This is a genomic window from Sphingobacterium sp. UBA1897, from assembly GCF_002337775.1.
GTDB lineage: Bacteria > Bacteroidota > Bacteroidia > Sphingobacteriales > Sphingobacteriaceae > Sphingobacterium > Sphingobacterium siyangense.
In genome coordinates this window covers 257,944-273,229 of sequence record NZ_DDGR01000019.1, presented here as the reverse complement: position 1 = coordinate 273,229, position 15,286 = coordinate 257,944, and the positions used below count along the sequence as shown (strand labels likewise).

Sequence of the window (15,286 nt, the reverse complement as noted above, 5' to 3'; positions counted from 1 at the left end):
ATAAACAACAAGATTTTTTACCGACGAAATCATTACATTTACCGAAAATATAAGTTGTATTACCTAAAGCAAATATGTAGAATATATTTGTGCCTCTATCTTTGAGTCATAAATAGTAAAAACATTATGGAAAAAGAACCCATCATACCAAACAGCAATAATAGCCGCAATATTGTAGGAGCGATTGTGATCATCGTAGGTATATTCTTATTATTGAATAACCTAAATTTAGGAAGCTGGTTTCCGGATTGGTTATTTGGCTGGCAAACGATATTAATCATCATTGGATTGGTCATTGGTATAAATTCCCAATTTCAGAAAAAATCGGCCATTATCCTATTGATCATAGGCGGAGCAAGCCTTATTTCAAGAATGATGCGCACAGACTTTGGCTCTGTAACCGTCCCGATCATCATCATTTCTCTCGGGATTTACTTTATCATGAGCAAAAGGAAACCTCCGATGGTTCCCCCAACTTACCCTAATCCGCCGCAAGGCTCTTACGACTGGGATAAGCGAGTCAACGTACCTACGGAAGGCGTTACTGACAGCGGTGTTACTGACCAGGAATCCAGACCATTTAACGAACAATACGGTTCAAGCCAACAAGCCTTGCCTAATCAGCAGGCTTTTGGCGACAAAGATAAAGATTCCTTTCACCAGTCATTTGAGGACAACCTCAATCTGAATACCATCTTTGCAGGCCAAAAGAAAGTAATCTATTCTAAACATTTTAGAGGGGGCAATATGACCAATGTATTTGGAAGTGTAGAGCTGGATCTAACAAAAGCTGATATTCAGCAGCCTATTGTGATCGATACATTCCAATTGTTCGGCAGCGCACGTATTATTATACCTCCGCATTGGACGGTATTTAGCAACGTCGCCTCAATCTTGGGCTCTGTCGATGACCGCCGGTTCCAAACGATTTATAACCCCGATACAGATAAAAAAATCTATATAACAGGCACCTGTATTTTAGGTAATTTAACCATAAAAAATGCTTAATAGATGAAAAGTAAGCTGTTCCTCAGTGTTAAAAGTCGATTAATTGGCATTATCTGTATATCCGTATTTATCGGATATCTTGCATTACAATACCTATTGATGCTTCGTTCTGGTTTTGACCAACAACTCGCATTCAAAGATTCATTTATAAACAGCATTGTGATGATGTTTTGCTGTTATGGCATGTCATCAGCACTTAATTTCTACACCCCACAACCCCGGGAGATTTGGAAGGTACTCATCATCGGTTTAATCATGGGTGCAATAAGCATCGCATTAAGCCGATTCTTGATGAGTTACTTTATCCAATCGACCTTTACCCCTTTGCTGGATTTAACATTACCCTATCGAGGTATCGTTAACTTCCTCATTTTGACTTCTGTTGCCATTATCAACATCGTTTGGAATATTCAGGAAGACAACATCAACAATATCAAGCGGAAACAGGAATCCGAAAATTTACTTCGGGAAGCCGAACTGTATAATCTAAGACAACAGTTACAGCCGCATTTCCTATTCAATAGCCTCAACTCCATTATAGCACTTATTGGTGCCAATCCGGATGAAGCCCGAAACATGACATTTCAGCTATCGGACTTTTTAAGAGGAACATTAAGAAAAGAAAACAATCAAATTATCACACTTGAAGAAGAACTCGATCACCTTCAACTTTATCTCGATATTGAAAAAGTTCGTTTCGGTCATCGACTAAATACATCCATCTCTTCCTCAGAAGAAATTTTCAACAATAGATTACCAGCCATGATTATTCAGCCACTGGTAGAAAATGCAATTAAACACGGCTTATATAATGTAACGGATCAAGTAGAAATTAAAATAAAATGCCATTCGAATGATGGTCAGCTGCTGATTCAGATTACCAACCCCTTCGACACCGAAGAACAGTCAAAACCGAAAAAAGGCACTGGATTTGGGCTTTCGAGCATTCAGCGCAGATTATATCTCCTGTATGGAAGAAATGATCTACTGGAAACTCAAATTCAGGACAACATATTTATCAGCACCCTAAAAATACCTCAATATGATTAAAGTCGTTATTATCGATGATGAACCCCTTGCACGCTCCATTATTGCGGGTTACCTAAAAAATGAAGCCGATATATCCATCATGGCAGAATGCGGTGATGGCTTTGAAGCTGTTAAGGCTATCCATGCGCACGAACCGGATTTAATTTTTCTGGACGTACAAATGCCCAAATTGACCGGATTTGAAATGCTTGAACTCGTTGACGATCCTCCTGCAGTCATCTTTACGACCGCTTTTGACGAATACGCCTTGAAAGCTTTCGAAAAGAACGCCTTGGATTACCTATTAAAACCAGTATCACCAACACGTTTCAAAAAAGCTTTGGAAAAATTCAGGGCAAGCTACTCCGCACCAGAGAAAAAAGTCCAACCCAACTACGAAGTACTAACAGCACAAGACGAAACAAAAATCGACCGTATCGTTGTAAAAACAGGTACGCAGATTAAGATTATTCCGATTGATACCGTCAAATATCTGGAGTCTTACGATGACTATGTTAAAATTCATACCAAAGATGGCATGTACCTAAAAAATAAAACAATGGCATTTTTTGAAAAGTCTTTGGATCCGAATCAATTTGTCCGCATACACCGGTCTTTTATCATTAAGGTAGATCAGTTGGCCAAATTGGAACCTTATGAAAAGGATTCTTATATTGCTGCACTGACATCGGGAGAAAAGCTCAATATCAGTAAATCAGGCTATGCACGATTAAAACAATTGATTGGAATTTAAACATTCCGTAGATTTGTGCCCATCAATAGTTATGAAACATTTTATTACAATAGTATTGCTGGGCATCACATCTTACTCCTTTGCCCAAACGAATCCTGAGGAACAGATCAACAGAGGAGTTTACAATAGGCTGGAATTTTTTATCAATTCCCAGATGACAGACTCCGCCTATAATTTGGCCAGTGATTCTTTCAAACAACAATTTAGCCTAGCCAAATTCACCCAAGTACTACAGGAGCTCTATCCCTTAGGAAGAGTAAAAAGCTCAACGATAAAAGAATTTGAAAAAGGGCTTGCAACTTATCAGATGGACTTCGACAGCAGATCGTATGAGGTTCTTTTTGCGACGGACACAAGCTTAAAATTCAGCACATTAAAGTTCACTCCTTTGGCAATAAAGCCTCAAGTGGAAAAAACTATTGTGGTACCTGCCACACAGAAATCAGTCGATAACGACGATCTTTTTGTCGATTCGGTTGCAAATGCTTATTTAAAACAACAAAATACGCAATCACTTGCCATTGGCATTCTAAAAAATGGACAAACCAAAACCTATTTCTATGGTGAGACGGCCAAAGGCAACCAAACTCCGCCTACAAAAACGTCTGTTTATGAGATCGGTTCACTGAGCAAAGTTTTTACTGCTATACTTTTGTCAAATCTTGTCGAAGAAGGAACGATAACGTTAGATCAGCCTATCGCGCTATTTCTCCCTGATACACTCAAGAAAAATGGAGAACTTTCAAAAATAACGTTTCAAATGCTGGCCAATCATACTTCTGGCTTACCTAGACTTCCTGACAATCTTGACAAAGTCAAAGGATTTAACGAAAACGACCCCTACAAAACATACGACAAAAAAGCACTTTATAATTACCTCGCAAGCTTTAAAAACAAAAAAAATCCAGGTGAAGAATACGAGTACAGCAATCTTGGTTACGCTGTATTAGGAGACATTATATGCAGTATCTATAAAAAAAGTTATGATCAGCTTGTAAAAGACATCATCTGTAAACCACTTGAAATGAGTAATACCTTTCAAGTATTAGACCCTAAGAGAAAAGATACTTTTAAAGTATATAATAAAGAAGGCCAGGAAGTGATTCCTTGGTCATTTGACGCTTTCGGTCCAGCTGGCGGATTAAAATCGACACTCGAGGATCTGCTTAAATTTGCGAATGCGCAATTCAAAATGCCGCAGACTCCCTTGGAAAATGCGATGGCAAATACCCGGTTATTTACATTTTTTCTCCCCCCAGACACAGATCTTGGACTCGCATGGCATATGAATTTGATTGACGACCTAACGGTTTATTGGCACAATGGCGGAACAGCAGGAAGCAGCTCCTATCTAGCCTTATCGCCCGACAAAAAAAGTGGCGTAGTCATCTTGTCCAATTCAGCCATCTCTGCCGATGACAAGGGTAAAGCTATCTTGGATTACCTACTCCGTAAAAAGTAAAGTTCAAAAAACAAGGAATAATGAGCCATATTGAAACAACAATATGGCTTTTTTTGTTGTAATAGCGATGAGTGATCATTAATTTTGAAGATAGGATAAAACAAATGGATTCGGAGGAATCAACCAACAACAAGCTAAACAGCATCTATTTACATGAAGATATTTATCACTAAAAAAATTCCACAAAAAGGCATAGATCTCTTAAAATCTGCTGGACACGACATTTCTATCCACGATTCAAGTACCCCCCTATCCGAACTAGAGCTTATCAAAGCCAGCCAACAGGCCGATTACGTCCTTAACGGTGGGATGCAAAAGTTTGATGCTAATTTTTTCCAAAACTGCCCCAACCTAAAAGCCCTATCTCTCATGAGCGTTGGCTATGACAATGTGGATATCTCAGCCGCTACACAGCATGGAATACCCGTAAGCAATACACCGGGCATCCTTTCGGGAGCAACAGCAGACGTTGCTTTCCTCTTGATGCTATCGGTATCGCGAAAAGCATTTTTCAACCACAAAAGAATTTTGCAGGGCGAATGGAAAGGTTTTGATCCCACTGCAAACCTAGGCATCGAGCTCAATAACAAAACACTGGGCATCTATGGATTGGGACGAATTGGTTTTGAATTCGCCAGAAAAGCCAAAGCAGCGTATAACATGGAAATTATCTATTACAATCGTAGCCGTAATGAGGAAGCAGAACAAATTCTTGGCGCACGATATGTTAATTTCGACGATCTGCTCACGCGAAGCGATGTACTTTCAATCCATGCAGCTTTGACTGCGGAGACTAAAAACAGGTTTGACAAAAATACATTTACGCGCATGAAAAACTCCGCTATATTGGTTAATACTGCTAGGGGCGGATTGGTCAATGAATTGGATCTAATAGAAGCCTTGCAGACTGGCCAATTATGGGGCGCCGGGCTTGATGTAACAGACCCGGAGCCGATGGATCCAAAAAACCCACTCTTAACGATGGAAAATGTTTGTATCCTGCCACACATCGGCTCTGCCACCGTAGAAACAAGGGATAATATGGCACTTATGGCCGCCAGCAACTTACTGGCAGCAATCAAAGGCGAAAAAATGCCACAAATTATCAATAAAGATGTATATCAATGAAACGAAGATTTTTTCAGCTTTTAAATAGCTTAAATAAAGCCATCTTACCAAAATACGGTAAGATGGATCCGTTAAAATTAAAAAAGTACCAGCAGGCTATCATTGCCTACAGGTACTTTGTCCTTATACATGCATTGGAAACGGACCAGGACTAAGCTTTTGCAGTTCCTTGGTCACTTGAATTTGAAACAATGCTAATCTGCGTCGGATTGGAAGATAAACTAATATCGTTCCTTTCCAGCTCCAACATAATCTTTTCCTGCATCGAGTTTCGCGCAGCGACATAGTGCTCTCTCTTCGTCCAGGCACGAACGGTCAAAACCATGGCACTGTCCCCCAATTCTTTGATGAAAACAGTTGGCTCCGGACTTGTCAACACATTCTCATTCGAACGGAGAACCCTTAATATGATATCTTTCGCTTCTTTCACATTTTTATCATAAGAGATACTGATGGTATATTCAAACATCCGTTGCACAATTTTCGTATAATTTTTGATAACCGAATTGGCCAAAGGACCATTCGGGCTAAAAATGCGTACACCGTCATCACCTATTAAAGTGGAATACAAGATATCAATCCTTTCTACCGTACCTGCAGTACCATTTGCACTCGATATGGAATCCCCTACTTCAAATGGTCTAAACATCAAAATCAGCACTCCACCAGCAAAATTACTCAAACTTCCCTGCAGCGCCATACCAACAGCCAATCCAAAAGCAGACAATGCTGCGATAAACGAGGTTGTCTGAATCCCAATCTGGCTGGCGACTGTAAGAAGCAGCATCACCCACATGACAATCTTGACGATGCTAGAGATAAAAGCCCGAATGGAAGGATCTACATTCTTCTTTTCGAAACGTTTATGTAATAAGCGATCCACAAAATTGATCACATATTTCCCAAGAATCAATAGGATAATCCCCCCAATAATCCCCGGAATAGACTCAATGACAATGTCTGTCAAACGCCCAAATCTCGTTTCTAGGCTATTCAAATTACTTTCCATTTATTAATATATTTTAAAATTTTAGACACAAGGATTGTTCCAACATATCAGCCAAAGCATCAAAATGTAAAAATCATTGAAAAACACCACAAAAGACCAAATAAACACCACTATTAAAAGAATATTTGGCGTAATTTTGCTATATGAATAGAAAAAACACCATTCCTATTATTGATAGTTGTAGCATTGATCTCAATAACAAAACAACGATTCATATTGATGATCTAAAAGAATATATCATCAAGCATCAGGATATGGTGTTTCCTCACAAACATAATTTTTTTCATTTTGTACTATTCACTAAGGGATCAGGAGAACACATTATCGATTTCAATCATTACAACATTGAACCTTATCAAATCTATTTTATGGTACCGGGTCAAGTTCATACCTGGAATTTTACGGGTGATGAAGAGGGCTATGTTGTCAATTTTTCCATTGATTACTTTCAGTCTTTTCTCTTACGAACCGATTACCTGGAACGCTTCAGCTTCTTACAGGGTAAAATTGAGCAGTTGATTTTTGTTATTGCTGAACAATTTCGCAAGCAGTCTATTCACATTCTTGAACAAATTTCTACCGCAAAAGCGGCGGGACAGCCGGAAGACTATATCCGTACACTTCTGCTCCAATTTATATTGTTTATCTCAATTTCTACAGAAAAGGATCATCAAGAGCACAGTACGCCATATAATCACAAAATATTCAATAGTTTTCAGCAATTGGTTGAACAGCAATTCAAGTCTACCAAATTGCCCAGTGTGTACGCAGATCAATTATTTATTACACCCAATCATCTGAATGCGATCTGCAAATCCTACATCGGACAATCAGCAGGTGAAATTATACGAAACCGGATTGTACTCGAAGCGAAGCGACTATTGGTCAATCGAAACTTAAATATCAATGAGATTGCAGATGAGCTGCAATTCAATGACAACTCATACTTTACTAAATTTTTCAAAAAATCCGCTGGGCTCACACCAGAAGAGTTCAGAAAACAACTATAACTATGGAAGAGGTTAAATACGAATTATCTGAATTTAAAGCCGCATGGCAAGCAAAATGTCCAAGATGCAGAATCGGCCATGTATACCAAGGGCCTGCATACGGTCTGAAAGTACAAAAAATGAATAGCCATTGCGAATACTGTGGACTTCGTTACGAACGTGAGCCAGGTTATTTTTATGGTGCCATGTATGTTACCTATGCGTTCTCCATCGCCGAAATGGTTACTGCCTGTATGGCAACCTATATCCTGACAGGCAATGATTCTTCTTTTATACTCTATGCAACAGTTGCGATCATGAGCGTTGTTTTAATGTCGCCATTCAACTACCGCTATTCCCGTATCATACTGATGTATTGGTTAACACCAGGCTTACGATATGATCCGAATGTCAAAAAAAAGGAAGTTGATGTGAAGGCTTCAGCATAACCTTCATTATCCTTATCTTTATCCTGATGAAGGATATCATTTATTTGGACAACAACGCTACAACTCGAATTTTGGATGAAGTATGGAATACCATGACTCCCTATTTCATCCAAAATTATGCGAACGCATCGAGTGTCTATCACCAAATGGGACGCGAAGCCAATGCTGCCATCCAACTTGCTAGAGGACAAATAGCTGAAGTGCTGAATTGCTCACCGAAAGAACTATTTTTCAATTCAGGTGCAACAGAAAGTATTAATACCGTAATCTGTGGCATATTTGACAAATACCAATCCAAGGGTAATCACATTATCACCGTTTCAACAGAACACAAGGCTGTCCTAAGCTGCTGTGAACAATTGACGAAAAAAGGAGCTCAGATCACCTATCTCCCTGTCGATGCACAAGGAATGATCAATATAGACGATTTGAAAAATGCGATGAGCGCCCAGACCATACTTGTTTGCATCATGGCCGCAAATAACGAGACAGGGGTATGTACGTCGCTAGCACAGATCGCTACGATTTGTACAGAGAAAGATATCTTGTTCTTCTGTGATGCAACCCAGGCTGTTGGAAAAATCAACATTGATCTACAAAAAATCCCTATCGACATTTTATGTCTGAGTGCGCATAAACTTCATGGCCCAAAGGGAATCGGCGCATTATACATTCGTCGAAAATCAAAACCGATTCAGATTAGCCTATTAATTGTGGGGGGTGGTCAGGAAAGCGGATTTAGAGGCGGAACATACAACGTGCCAGCTATCGTCGGCTTTGGAAAAGCCATGTCTCTGATCAAACCAGCAGTTTATAATACGGTCGAACGAAACCGCAATCTATTGGAAGAAATTTTAAGTGAGATTCCTGAAATCATCATTCATGGAAAAAATGCACCCCGCCTACCAAACACCAGTTACATTAGTTTTAAACATATCCTGGCCAGCGAAATAATGACTACCTGTCCCACATTAGCCCTTTCCTCGGGCTCGGCCTGTGTGACCGGATCCAGGGAGCCTTCCCATGTTTTAATGGCTATGGGTATTTCCAAAGAAGACGCATTATCGGCCATTCGCTTTAGCTTAAGCATATTTACGACTCAAGAGGAAATTATTCAATGTGCCCAATTGATCACAGCAGCGGTTCACAAAATCCGCGATCAATCCCCTATCTGGCAACTTTTCAAAGCTGGCCTGATCGATTAATTTATGACATTCTAAAAACTTTATAGGAGACGAAATATAACAAGATTGTATGTATCTTTGTGTCATACAAAGGATATTACTATGATTACAGTTACTGACAAAGCAAAAACTCGTATCGAGGAAATCATGAAGGATGAGCAATATGACAGCAATTACTTTGTGCGTGTTGCTGTGGAAAGTGGCGGTTGTTCGGGCTTGAGTTATAAGCTGAACTTCGATAACGAAGAAAAAAAAGGTGATCAATTTTTCGAAGATAAAGGCGTGAAAGTCTGTTTGGATATAAAATCATTTTTATATCTAGCAGGTACAGAATTGGATTATTCCGATGGTTTGAACGGAAAGGGGTTTGAATTCCACAACCCGAATGCGAGCCGGACCTGTGCGTGTGGCGAAAGCTTCTCCGTTTAATCAATCAATCGATCCACCATAAACAAAAGAGCCCTGAAATATTTCAGGGCTCTTTTGGTAAGTAACCAAACACTTTTAGTTGCACCAACAAATTATTAGTTTTATAATTAAATATTGACCTATCTTCATTTTGTTAGAATTTTTTTATTTTTTCAACTTTTTAATGGATAAATATTAAAAATCACAACCAAACAGATTAACCAGTGATATTTTCATACTTTTGTATGAAATAACTGAATAAAAAATAAAACCATGCGTATCAATCCATGCATGGTATTTCATTTGACTCATATGGAGGGAAGAAAACTTTTAAATACCGAAGTTGCTATCAGCTTCGTTAAAGATACATTTGTCCAACAACTAAAGAAAGCATTAAATTTAATTCCGATCTCATCACCATTGGTGGTTTTAGACGGCACAGGATTAAACGATGACTTAAATGGAATTGAGCGTCCGGTATCATTTCCGATTAAATCATTGAATGAAAAAAGAGCTGTCGTGGTACATTCATTGGCAAAATGGAAAAGAGTCCGTTTAAAAGAGCTCGAAATGTTACCTGGGGAAGGCATCGTGACAGACATGAAAGCACTGCGTCCTGATGAAGATTACACCCCTATTCACTCGATCTATGTAGACCAATGGGACTGGGAAAAAGTAATCGATAAAGATCAACGTAATTTGGCTTTGCTGAAAGAAACCGTATTAAAAATTTACGATGCATTACGATTTACAGAACAACAGGTTGAAAGCAAGTATCCACAGGTAAAAGCGATTCTTCCGGAAACCATTACATTCATTTCGGCTGAAGAACTACTGCAAAAATATCCTAATCTAAGTGCAAAGGAACGTGAAAATACAATCACAAAAGAATACGGTGCTGTGTTTTTATACGGTATCGGAGGGGCACTCAGCAATGGTGTTGCACACGATGGACGCGCAGCGGACTACGACGATTGGAGTACTACCAATGAGGCTGGCCACAAAGGATTGAACGGCGATATTCTCGTATGGAACCCGATCTTAAATTCAGCGTTTGAACTTTCTTCCATGGGAATTCGTGTCGACAAAACAGCCTTGGCACATCAAATGGAAATCAGAAATTGCACTGAAAAATCCAAACTGACTTTCCATAGCATGCTTCTTAATGATCAATTACCGGAATCTATGGGCGGTGGGATCGGACAATCACGTGTCTGTATGTTTATGCTCAAGAAACAACATATTGGAGAAGTTCAAGTCAGTATCTGGGAAGAGGACAAAAAAGAAACGCTAAGACAAGAAGGTATTGATATCTTATAAAACATACTTATTAAGAATTAATAACGCGGTAACTATACCGCGTTTTCCAATATATCGATACAAATCATTGCAAGGTAATCATCTTTTATAGACCGATTACCTTGTTTTTTTAGGTATAAAATGCCTAAAAAATTTTCATTCTAGTTTGTTCCTTTCAAGATAGCGGTATTTTGTATTTTTGTCAAATGCAGCTAGAAGCTATTTTAAATAAATTAGGCATTTCATCCTTAAATGAGATGCAAGAAAAAGTAGTGGAATCGTATCAAAAAGACCATGATTTCATCTTACTTTCACCCACAGGATCTGGCAAAACCTTGGCCTTTTCATTGCTCATTTTAGCGCAATTGAAGGAAATCGTTCGGGAGGTTCAAGTACTGATTTTAGTGCCGACCCGCGAACTTGCCTTACAGATAGAGCAAGTGCTACGCAAGGTGGCCACAGGTCACAAAGTCACCTGTGCCTATGGCGGTCATAGTACCCGTATCGAAAAAAATGAATTCAAGGATGCTCCCGCAATTATTATCGGAACTCCAGGACGTATAAAACAACATATCGAAGAAGGAAATTTTGATCCGACCAGTATCCACACCCTTGTGTTAGACGAATTTGATAAATCGTTGGAACTGGGATTTCAGCATCAAATGGATTTCATTATTCGACATATACCGGCCATCAGATCCCGGATATTGACTTCTGCAACGATGATGGATGTAATCCCGCCATTTACACAGATAAAGGAGCCTATCCTTGTTGATTTTCTGAATAACTCCCAGAACATACCCCGCATTACAATAAAAAAGGTCGTTGCCCCTGTTCAAAAGAAATTGGAGGCATTGCTAAAACTCATCTGCAAGATCGGGACGAAAAAAATGATTATTTTCTGTAATCATCGCGATGCAGTAGATCACATCAGCGAACTGCTGGACAATCGCAATATTATTCACGACACCTTTCATGGCGGACTTGAACAGCAAGATCGTGAGCTGGCGCTTCTCAAATTCCGTAATCATTCCAACAATGTTTTGATCACGACCGATCTGGCTGCAAGGGGGCTCGATATTCCCGAAGTCGATGCCATTATTCATTACCAGCTGCCGCATAAAGAAGATGGCTTTATTCATCGCAATGGACGTACTGCGCGTATGCAGGCAAAGGGTGATGTCTATGTCATCTTAAAGCCTGAAGAAGCCTATCCCTATATAGCGGAAGAAATTCCTGAAGAGGAATTTCCCGAATACTATGATCTTCCGGAAAATTCACCTTTCGCCACACTTTATATCAGTGCTGGACGAAAAGATAAAGTCAATAAAATTGACATCGTAGGTTTTCTCCTGCATTTGGAAGGTGTTGAAAAAGACGACATCGGTATAATAGAAGTGAAAGATAAGGTAGCTTATGTTGCCGTTAAAAGAAAGCTTGCTTCCGTTATTATCAATAAGGCTAGTGGGCAAAAAATCAAAGGGCGTAAAGTAAAAATTGGACGTACCTAGTTATTAGCGCGTCAAGAGATCCTCCTCACCTATTTCGGTGGCGCAGGTCGGATCCATCATCAAACTGTGATTCCAATACATAAGGAGACCTGCATTGTCGTTAAAATAAGTCGATAAAAAACCGCTCAATGAGTGGTTTTTTTTATAGGAACCTAATTAACTCTTGGTTTATACCATGTTTGACTTTAACAGGGGTATTACAGGGGGTTAGCAGGGGTATAACAGGGGGTTAATACCCTGTAAAAAGGGTACTGTCACCCTTTTAATTCCAAACATGGTGTAATCGGAGTTATACGCCTTATCGAAGTCGTTATAAACAAAAGCAAGAAATAAAGGGAATTTATCAGGGGTGTAGTGCACCCGGGGAATCAATCGGCAGGTAAGCCTTCACAATGCCGTGTAAGGCTTACCTGGCGATTCTGATTTAAAATTTTTCAGGGTATGTCATGGTTCCTGTTCAGGTCAAGCGACCCAGGTTAATCCAATTCTTTTAAATACCGGAGATACAACTGCACAGCTTCGCGTTTCTTATCTGTCAAATGGAAATTAAGATGCTGTGTCAGATATTTGGTATAATCAAAGCCCTCAAATTCTGGGAGACCGGCTATCACATCGGTTGCATGTTCAACACCATAGGCTAAAGCTTCATTAAATTGTTCCACAAAAGAGTCGGGAAGCTTTTTGTTACTTACCCATAAAGCAAAAGCAAAAGGTAATCCGGTGAAGTTAAACCACTCTTCCCCCAAATCATAAACATAGGGTACTGCATTCTTCTTACCGAAAGTACGATCCCCAATTAAAACATAGGCATCTGGCTCTATAGATTCATCAGTGACCAATTCTACATCCTTTTTCCAATAATTTTTAATCAATACACGTGCTAAACCATTTGACGTGCGCGATTGCTTATCCAAACGTAAAGTTTTTACCTCTTCAATAGGCTTATTGGCAAAAATAAAGACAGAATCGACAGCACCTTCTGTGCCGATACAAAAATCGGTATTAATATAATACTCGGGAAGACTTAATAAGGCAGCTGTCGGTATAATACCGATATCAGCTTGATCATCGATTACTTTCTGTGCACAGGCACTTGGATAATCAACGCTCAAGTCGATTTGCTCCATCACTTTCGATTTACGTATTCCATTCAAAAATGGATAAGTATTGGTATACGATACGGCAGAAACTCTAATTTTATTCATTTATCAATGCTTCTAAGTGTGCAGTATTGTAATGGTCCACAATCTCAAATTGACCATTATCATACAGCAATTTATATAAAGCAGTATTTGTATGCGGGAAATCATCCATATAACGGGCATCAACACCAGTCATTAGACAAAGCATAATCCGTAAAGCACGACCGTGCATACAGACTAATATGTTTTTTTCATCTGCCTGAGCGAGCATATGATCCAAGGCGACTTGTTGACGAGCCATCAATTCATGAGGAGACTCTCCGTTTTCAATACTGACATCCAATTCTCCATTGCGCCATGCTGCGACCAATTTTTCAAAACCAGTTAGCAACTCTGGTGTTTGTTCTTTTCCTTCATAAACTCCCCAGCTTATTTCATCCAAACCAACAAGCTGTTCCCAAGGTAAATCCAAATCAAGAAATCCTTGTACAGTTTGATGCGTACGCAATAAAGTGGAAGTATATATCTTATCAAAAGGCACTGTCTTATAGTGATCAAAGAAAGCCTGAGCTTGAGCTATGCCCATCTTGTTAAGGGGAGAATTAACACCCCGTCCCTGCACAATACCTTTCAAATTTAGATCAGTCTGTCCGTGTCGTATAAAATAAAATGTCTTTTTCAACGTGTGATATGATTATGAATTGACAACAGGTAATGCATAATAGCTTTTCTTTTGATCACCTTGATCAAAAACAAAATCATTATAATCAGTCACCACATTGTAGAGGGTATCTCTTTCTATCGGATGGCGTCCAACATTTTTTATCAGCTCGACAACCTCTTGTGTGGTCATCCCCGGTTTTTGCTCTTCTGCTCCCGCCATGCTATATATTTTTGTCGTATCATCCAGTGTTCCATCGATATCATCGACTCCAAAAGCCAAGGACAACTGGGCCGTATCTCTCGATATCATTGCCCAATACGCTTTAATATGATCAAAATTATCCATGTAAATTCGAGCGATCGCATAATTCCTTAGGTCTTCGATAACGGATACCTCGGGAATATGGGACATTTGGTTCTCCTTATTTCTAAATTTTAAAGGAATAAAGGTCTGAAAACCGCCAGTCTTATCCTGCAGCTGTCTCAAGCGTTCCATGTGATCTACACGATGCCAAAACTGCTCAATATGACCGTACAGCATCGTTGCATTAGTATGCATTCCCAGCTTATGCGCTTGCTCATGAATATCCAACCATTGTTCGGCAGTACATTTATCATGTGCAATCTGCTCTCTGATTTCTGGATGAAAAATCTCTGCCCCACCCCCTGGCATAGAATCCAAGCCGCAAGATTGCAAATACTTCAGGCCATCGTAATGGCTCAATTTTGCCTTCTTAAAAATATAGTAATACTCTACAGGTGTAAGTCCTTTAATATGCAACTCGGGGCGATGCGCCTTACATTTGCGAAAGAAATCGGCATAAAATTCGAGGTTTTGTTTAGGAACAACCCCTCCAGTGATATGAACCTCAGTAACAGCCTCATTGTCATATTTTTTGACAATATCCATCATGCTATCAACTTCCATCTCCCAACCTTCTGCCCGTTCTTTTATTAAGCGGGAATACGAACAGAACTTACAGTCATAGACACAAACATTAGTCGGCTCAATGTGAAAATTACGATTGAAGAATGTATGATCTCCATGGCGTTTCTCACGAATATAGTTAGCAAGCACACCAAGATAGCCTAGCTCACCTTTTTCATATAAAAGCACTCCTTCCTCAAAAGTGATACGCTCCTCTCGCAAAACTTTCTCCGCTATATCTCTCAACTCGACAGCTAAATTCTTATCGTTAATCAAGAAATTCAATTTATCTATTGCGTTCATTAAATGTATCTCCTATCTTA

16 protein-coding genes are annotated in these 15,286 nt (G+C 39.4%); 12 read left to right on the top strand and 4 right to left on the bottom strand.

The annotated features are described in order from the left end of the window. Nucleotides 1-126 precede the first annotated feature (126 nt). The 6 genes from B4N43_RS12045 (at nt 127) to B4N43_RS12020 (ending at nt 5,536) form a co-directional block, all read left to right on the top strand. A complete protein-coding gene (locus tag B4N43_RS12045; protein WP_120332609.1) occupies nt 127-1,008 on the top strand; it encodes a LiaF transmembrane domain-containing protein in 882 nt (293 codons plus the stop codon). Between the two features lie 3 nt (nt 1,009-1,011). Further along, on the top strand, nt 1,012-2,058 hold the full coding sequence (locus B4N43_RS12040; RefSeq protein WP_120332608.1) for a sensor histidine kinase: 1,047 nt from the start codon (nt 1,012-1,014) through the stop codon (nt 2,056-2,058). Then, entirely contained in the window at nt 2,051-2,791 is a 741-nt protein-coding gene (locus tag B4N43_RS12035; RefSeq protein WP_115050661.1) for a LytR/AlgR family response regulator transcription factor, read from the top strand. Before B4N43_RS12040 ends, B4N43_RS12035 begins: the two co-directional genes overlap by 8 nt. A 31-nt stretch (nt 2,792-2,822) precedes the next feature. Then, the gene (locus B4N43_RS12030; RefSeq protein WP_286734900.1) at nt 2,823-4,253 is read left to right on the top strand and encodes a serine hydrolase domain-containing protein; all 1,431 of its coding nucleotides are present in this window, start codon (nt 2,823-2,825) and stop codon (nt 4,251-4,253) included. 153 nt (nt 4,254-4,406) lie between these two features. Beyond that, a complete protein-coding gene (locus B4N43_RS12025) occupies nt 4,407-5,381 on the top strand; it encodes a 2-hydroxyacid dehydrogenase (RefSeq protein ID WP_286734897.1) in 975 nt (324 codons plus the stop codon). Continuing rightward, nucleotides 5,378-5,536, top strand: a complete 159-nt coding sequence (locus B4N43_RS12020) for a hypothetical protein (RefSeq protein WP_167450500.1) — start codon at nt 5,378-5,380, stop codon at nt 5,534-5,536. The genes B4N43_RS12025 and B4N43_RS12020 overlap by 4 nt, the downstream gene beginning before the upstream one ends. Here the strand turns inward: B4N43_RS12020 and B4N43_RS12015 are convergent. Then, complete coding sequence (locus B4N43_RS12015) at nt 5,533-6,390, bottom strand: mechanosensitive ion channel family protein (RefSeq protein WP_205400902.1); 858 nt, start codon at nt 6,388-6,390, stop codon at nt 5,533-5,535. The genes B4N43_RS12020 and B4N43_RS12015 overlap by 4 nt on opposite strands. A gap of 143 nt (nt 6,391-6,533) precedes the next feature. Between B4N43_RS12015 and B4N43_RS12010 the strand changes: the two genes are divergently transcribed. From B4N43_RS12010 to B4N43_RS11985, 6 genes are all read left to right on the top strand, one after another. Next, nucleotides 6,534-7,400, top strand: a complete 867-nt coding sequence (locus B4N43_RS12010) for a helix-turn-helix domain-containing protein (RefSeq protein ID WP_120332603.1) — start codon at nt 6,534-6,536, stop codon at nt 7,398-7,400. A gap of 2 nt (nt 7,401-7,402) precedes the next feature. Continuing rightward, nucleotides 7,403-7,828, top strand: a complete 426-nt coding sequence (locus tag B4N43_RS12005) for a DUF983 domain-containing protein (RefSeq protein WP_046675442.1) — start codon at nt 7,403-7,405, stop codon at nt 7,826-7,828. A 26-nt stretch (nt 7,829-7,854) separates the two neighbouring features. Then, a complete protein-coding gene (locus B4N43_RS12000; protein ID WP_286734893.1) occupies nt 7,855-9,033 on the top strand; it encodes a cysteine desulfurase family protein in 1,179 nt (392 codons plus the stop codon). A gap of 81 nt (nt 9,034-9,114) precedes the next feature. Continuing rightward, on the top strand, nt 9,115-9,441 hold the full coding sequence (locus B4N43_RS11995) for a HesB/IscA family protein (RefSeq protein WP_046675441.1): 327 nt from the start codon (nt 9,115-9,117) through the stop codon (nt 9,439-9,441). Nucleotides 9,442-9,693: 252 nt separating this feature from the next. Beyond that, entirely contained in the window at nt 9,694-10,740 is a 1,047-nt protein-coding gene (asnA, locus tag B4N43_RS11990) for an aspartate--ammonia ligase (RefSeq protein WP_286734891.1), read from the top strand. A 236-nt stretch (nt 10,741-10,976) separates the two neighbouring features. Further along, complete coding sequence (locus B4N43_RS11985; RefSeq protein WP_236590099.1) at nt 10,977-12,230, top strand: DEAD/DEAH box helicase; 1,254 nt, start codon at nt 10,977-10,979, stop codon at nt 12,228-12,230. A 476-nt stretch (nt 12,231-12,706) separates the two neighbouring features. Here the strand turns inward: B4N43_RS11985 and B4N43_RS11980 are convergent, their stop codons facing one another. From B4N43_RS11980 to mqnE, 3 genes are read right to left on the bottom strand one after another with little or no spacing between them, the layout of a single operon-like run. After that, complete coding sequence (locus B4N43_RS11980; protein ID WP_115050651.1) at nt 12,707-13,435, bottom strand: menaquinone biosynthetic enzyme MqnA/MqnD family protein; 729 nt, start codon at nt 13,433-13,435, stop codon at nt 12,707-12,709. Further along, nucleotides 13,428-14,054 carry a histidine phosphatase family protein gene (locus B4N43_RS11975; protein ID WP_088162238.1) on the bottom strand — a complete coding sequence of 209 codons (627 nt, stop codon included), beginning with the start codon at nt 14,052-14,054 and terminating at the stop codon, nt 13,428-13,430. The genes B4N43_RS11980 and B4N43_RS11975 overlap by 8 nt, the downstream gene beginning before the upstream one ends. A gap of 12 nt (nt 14,055-14,066) precedes the next feature. Then, entirely contained in the window at nt 14,067-15,266 is a 1,200-nt protein-coding gene (gene mqnE, locus B4N43_RS11970) for an aminofutalosine synthase MqnE (protein ID WP_286734887.1), read from the bottom strand. Nucleotides 15,267-15,286 lie beyond the last annotated feature (20 nt).

Excerpts from the sequence above, each read along its gene's own strand:
- B4N43_RS12045 (WP_120332609.1), top strand. The coding sequence starts at position 127 with ATGGAAAAAGAACCCATCATACCAAACAGCAATAATAGCCGCAATATT.
- B4N43_RS12040 (WP_120332608.1), top strand. The coding sequence starts at position 1,012 with ATGAAAAGTAAGCTGTTCCTCAGTGTTAAAAGTCGATTAATTGGCATT.
- B4N43_RS12035 (WP_115050661.1), top strand. The coding sequence starts at position 2,051 with ATGATTAAAGTCGTTATTATCGATGATGAACCCCTTGCACGCTCCATT.
- B4N43_RS12030 (WP_286734900.1), top strand. The coding sequence starts at position 2,823 with ATGAAACATTTTATTACAATAGTATTGCTGGGCATCACATCTTACTCC.
- B4N43_RS12025 (WP_286734897.1), top strand. The coding sequence starts at position 4,407 with ATGAAGATATTTATCACTAAAAAAATTCCACAAAAAGGCATAGATCTC.
- B4N43_RS12020 (WP_167450500.1), top strand. The coding sequence starts at position 5,378 with ATGAAACGAAGATTTTTTCAGCTTTTAAATAGCTTAAATAAAGCCATC.
- B4N43_RS12015 (WP_205400902.1), bottom strand. The coding sequence starts at position 6,390 with ATGGAAAGTAATTTGAATAGCCTAGAAACGAGATTTGGGCGTTTGACA.
- B4N43_RS12010 (WP_120332603.1), top strand. The coding sequence starts at position 6,534 with ATGAATAGAAAAAACACCATTCCTATTATTGATAGTTGTAGCATTGAT.
- B4N43_RS12005 (WP_046675442.1), top strand. The coding sequence starts at position 7,403 with ATGGAAGAGGTTAAATACGAATTATCTGAATTTAAAGCCGCATGGCAA.
- B4N43_RS12000 (WP_286734893.1), top strand. The coding sequence starts at position 7,855 with ATGAAGGATATCATTTATTTGGACAACAACGCTACAACTCGAATTTTG.
- B4N43_RS11995 (WP_046675441.1), top strand. The coding sequence starts at position 9,115 with ATGATTACAGTTACTGACAAAGCAAAAACTCGTATCGAGGAAATCATG.
- asnA (WP_286734891.1), top strand. The coding sequence starts at position 9,694 with ATGCGTATCAATCCATGCATGGTATTTCATTTGACTCATATGGAGGGA.
- B4N43_RS11985 (WP_236590099.1), top strand. The coding sequence starts at position 10,977 with ATGCAAGAAAAAGTAGTGGAATCGTATCAAAAAGACCATGATTTCATC.
- B4N43_RS11980 (WP_115050651.1), bottom strand. The coding sequence starts at position 13,435 with ATGAATAAAATTAGAGTTTCTGCCGTATCGTATACCAATACTTATCCA.
- mqnE (WP_286734887.1), bottom strand. The coding sequence starts at position 15,266 with ATGAACGCAATAGATAAATTGAATTTCTTGATTAACGATAAGAATTTA.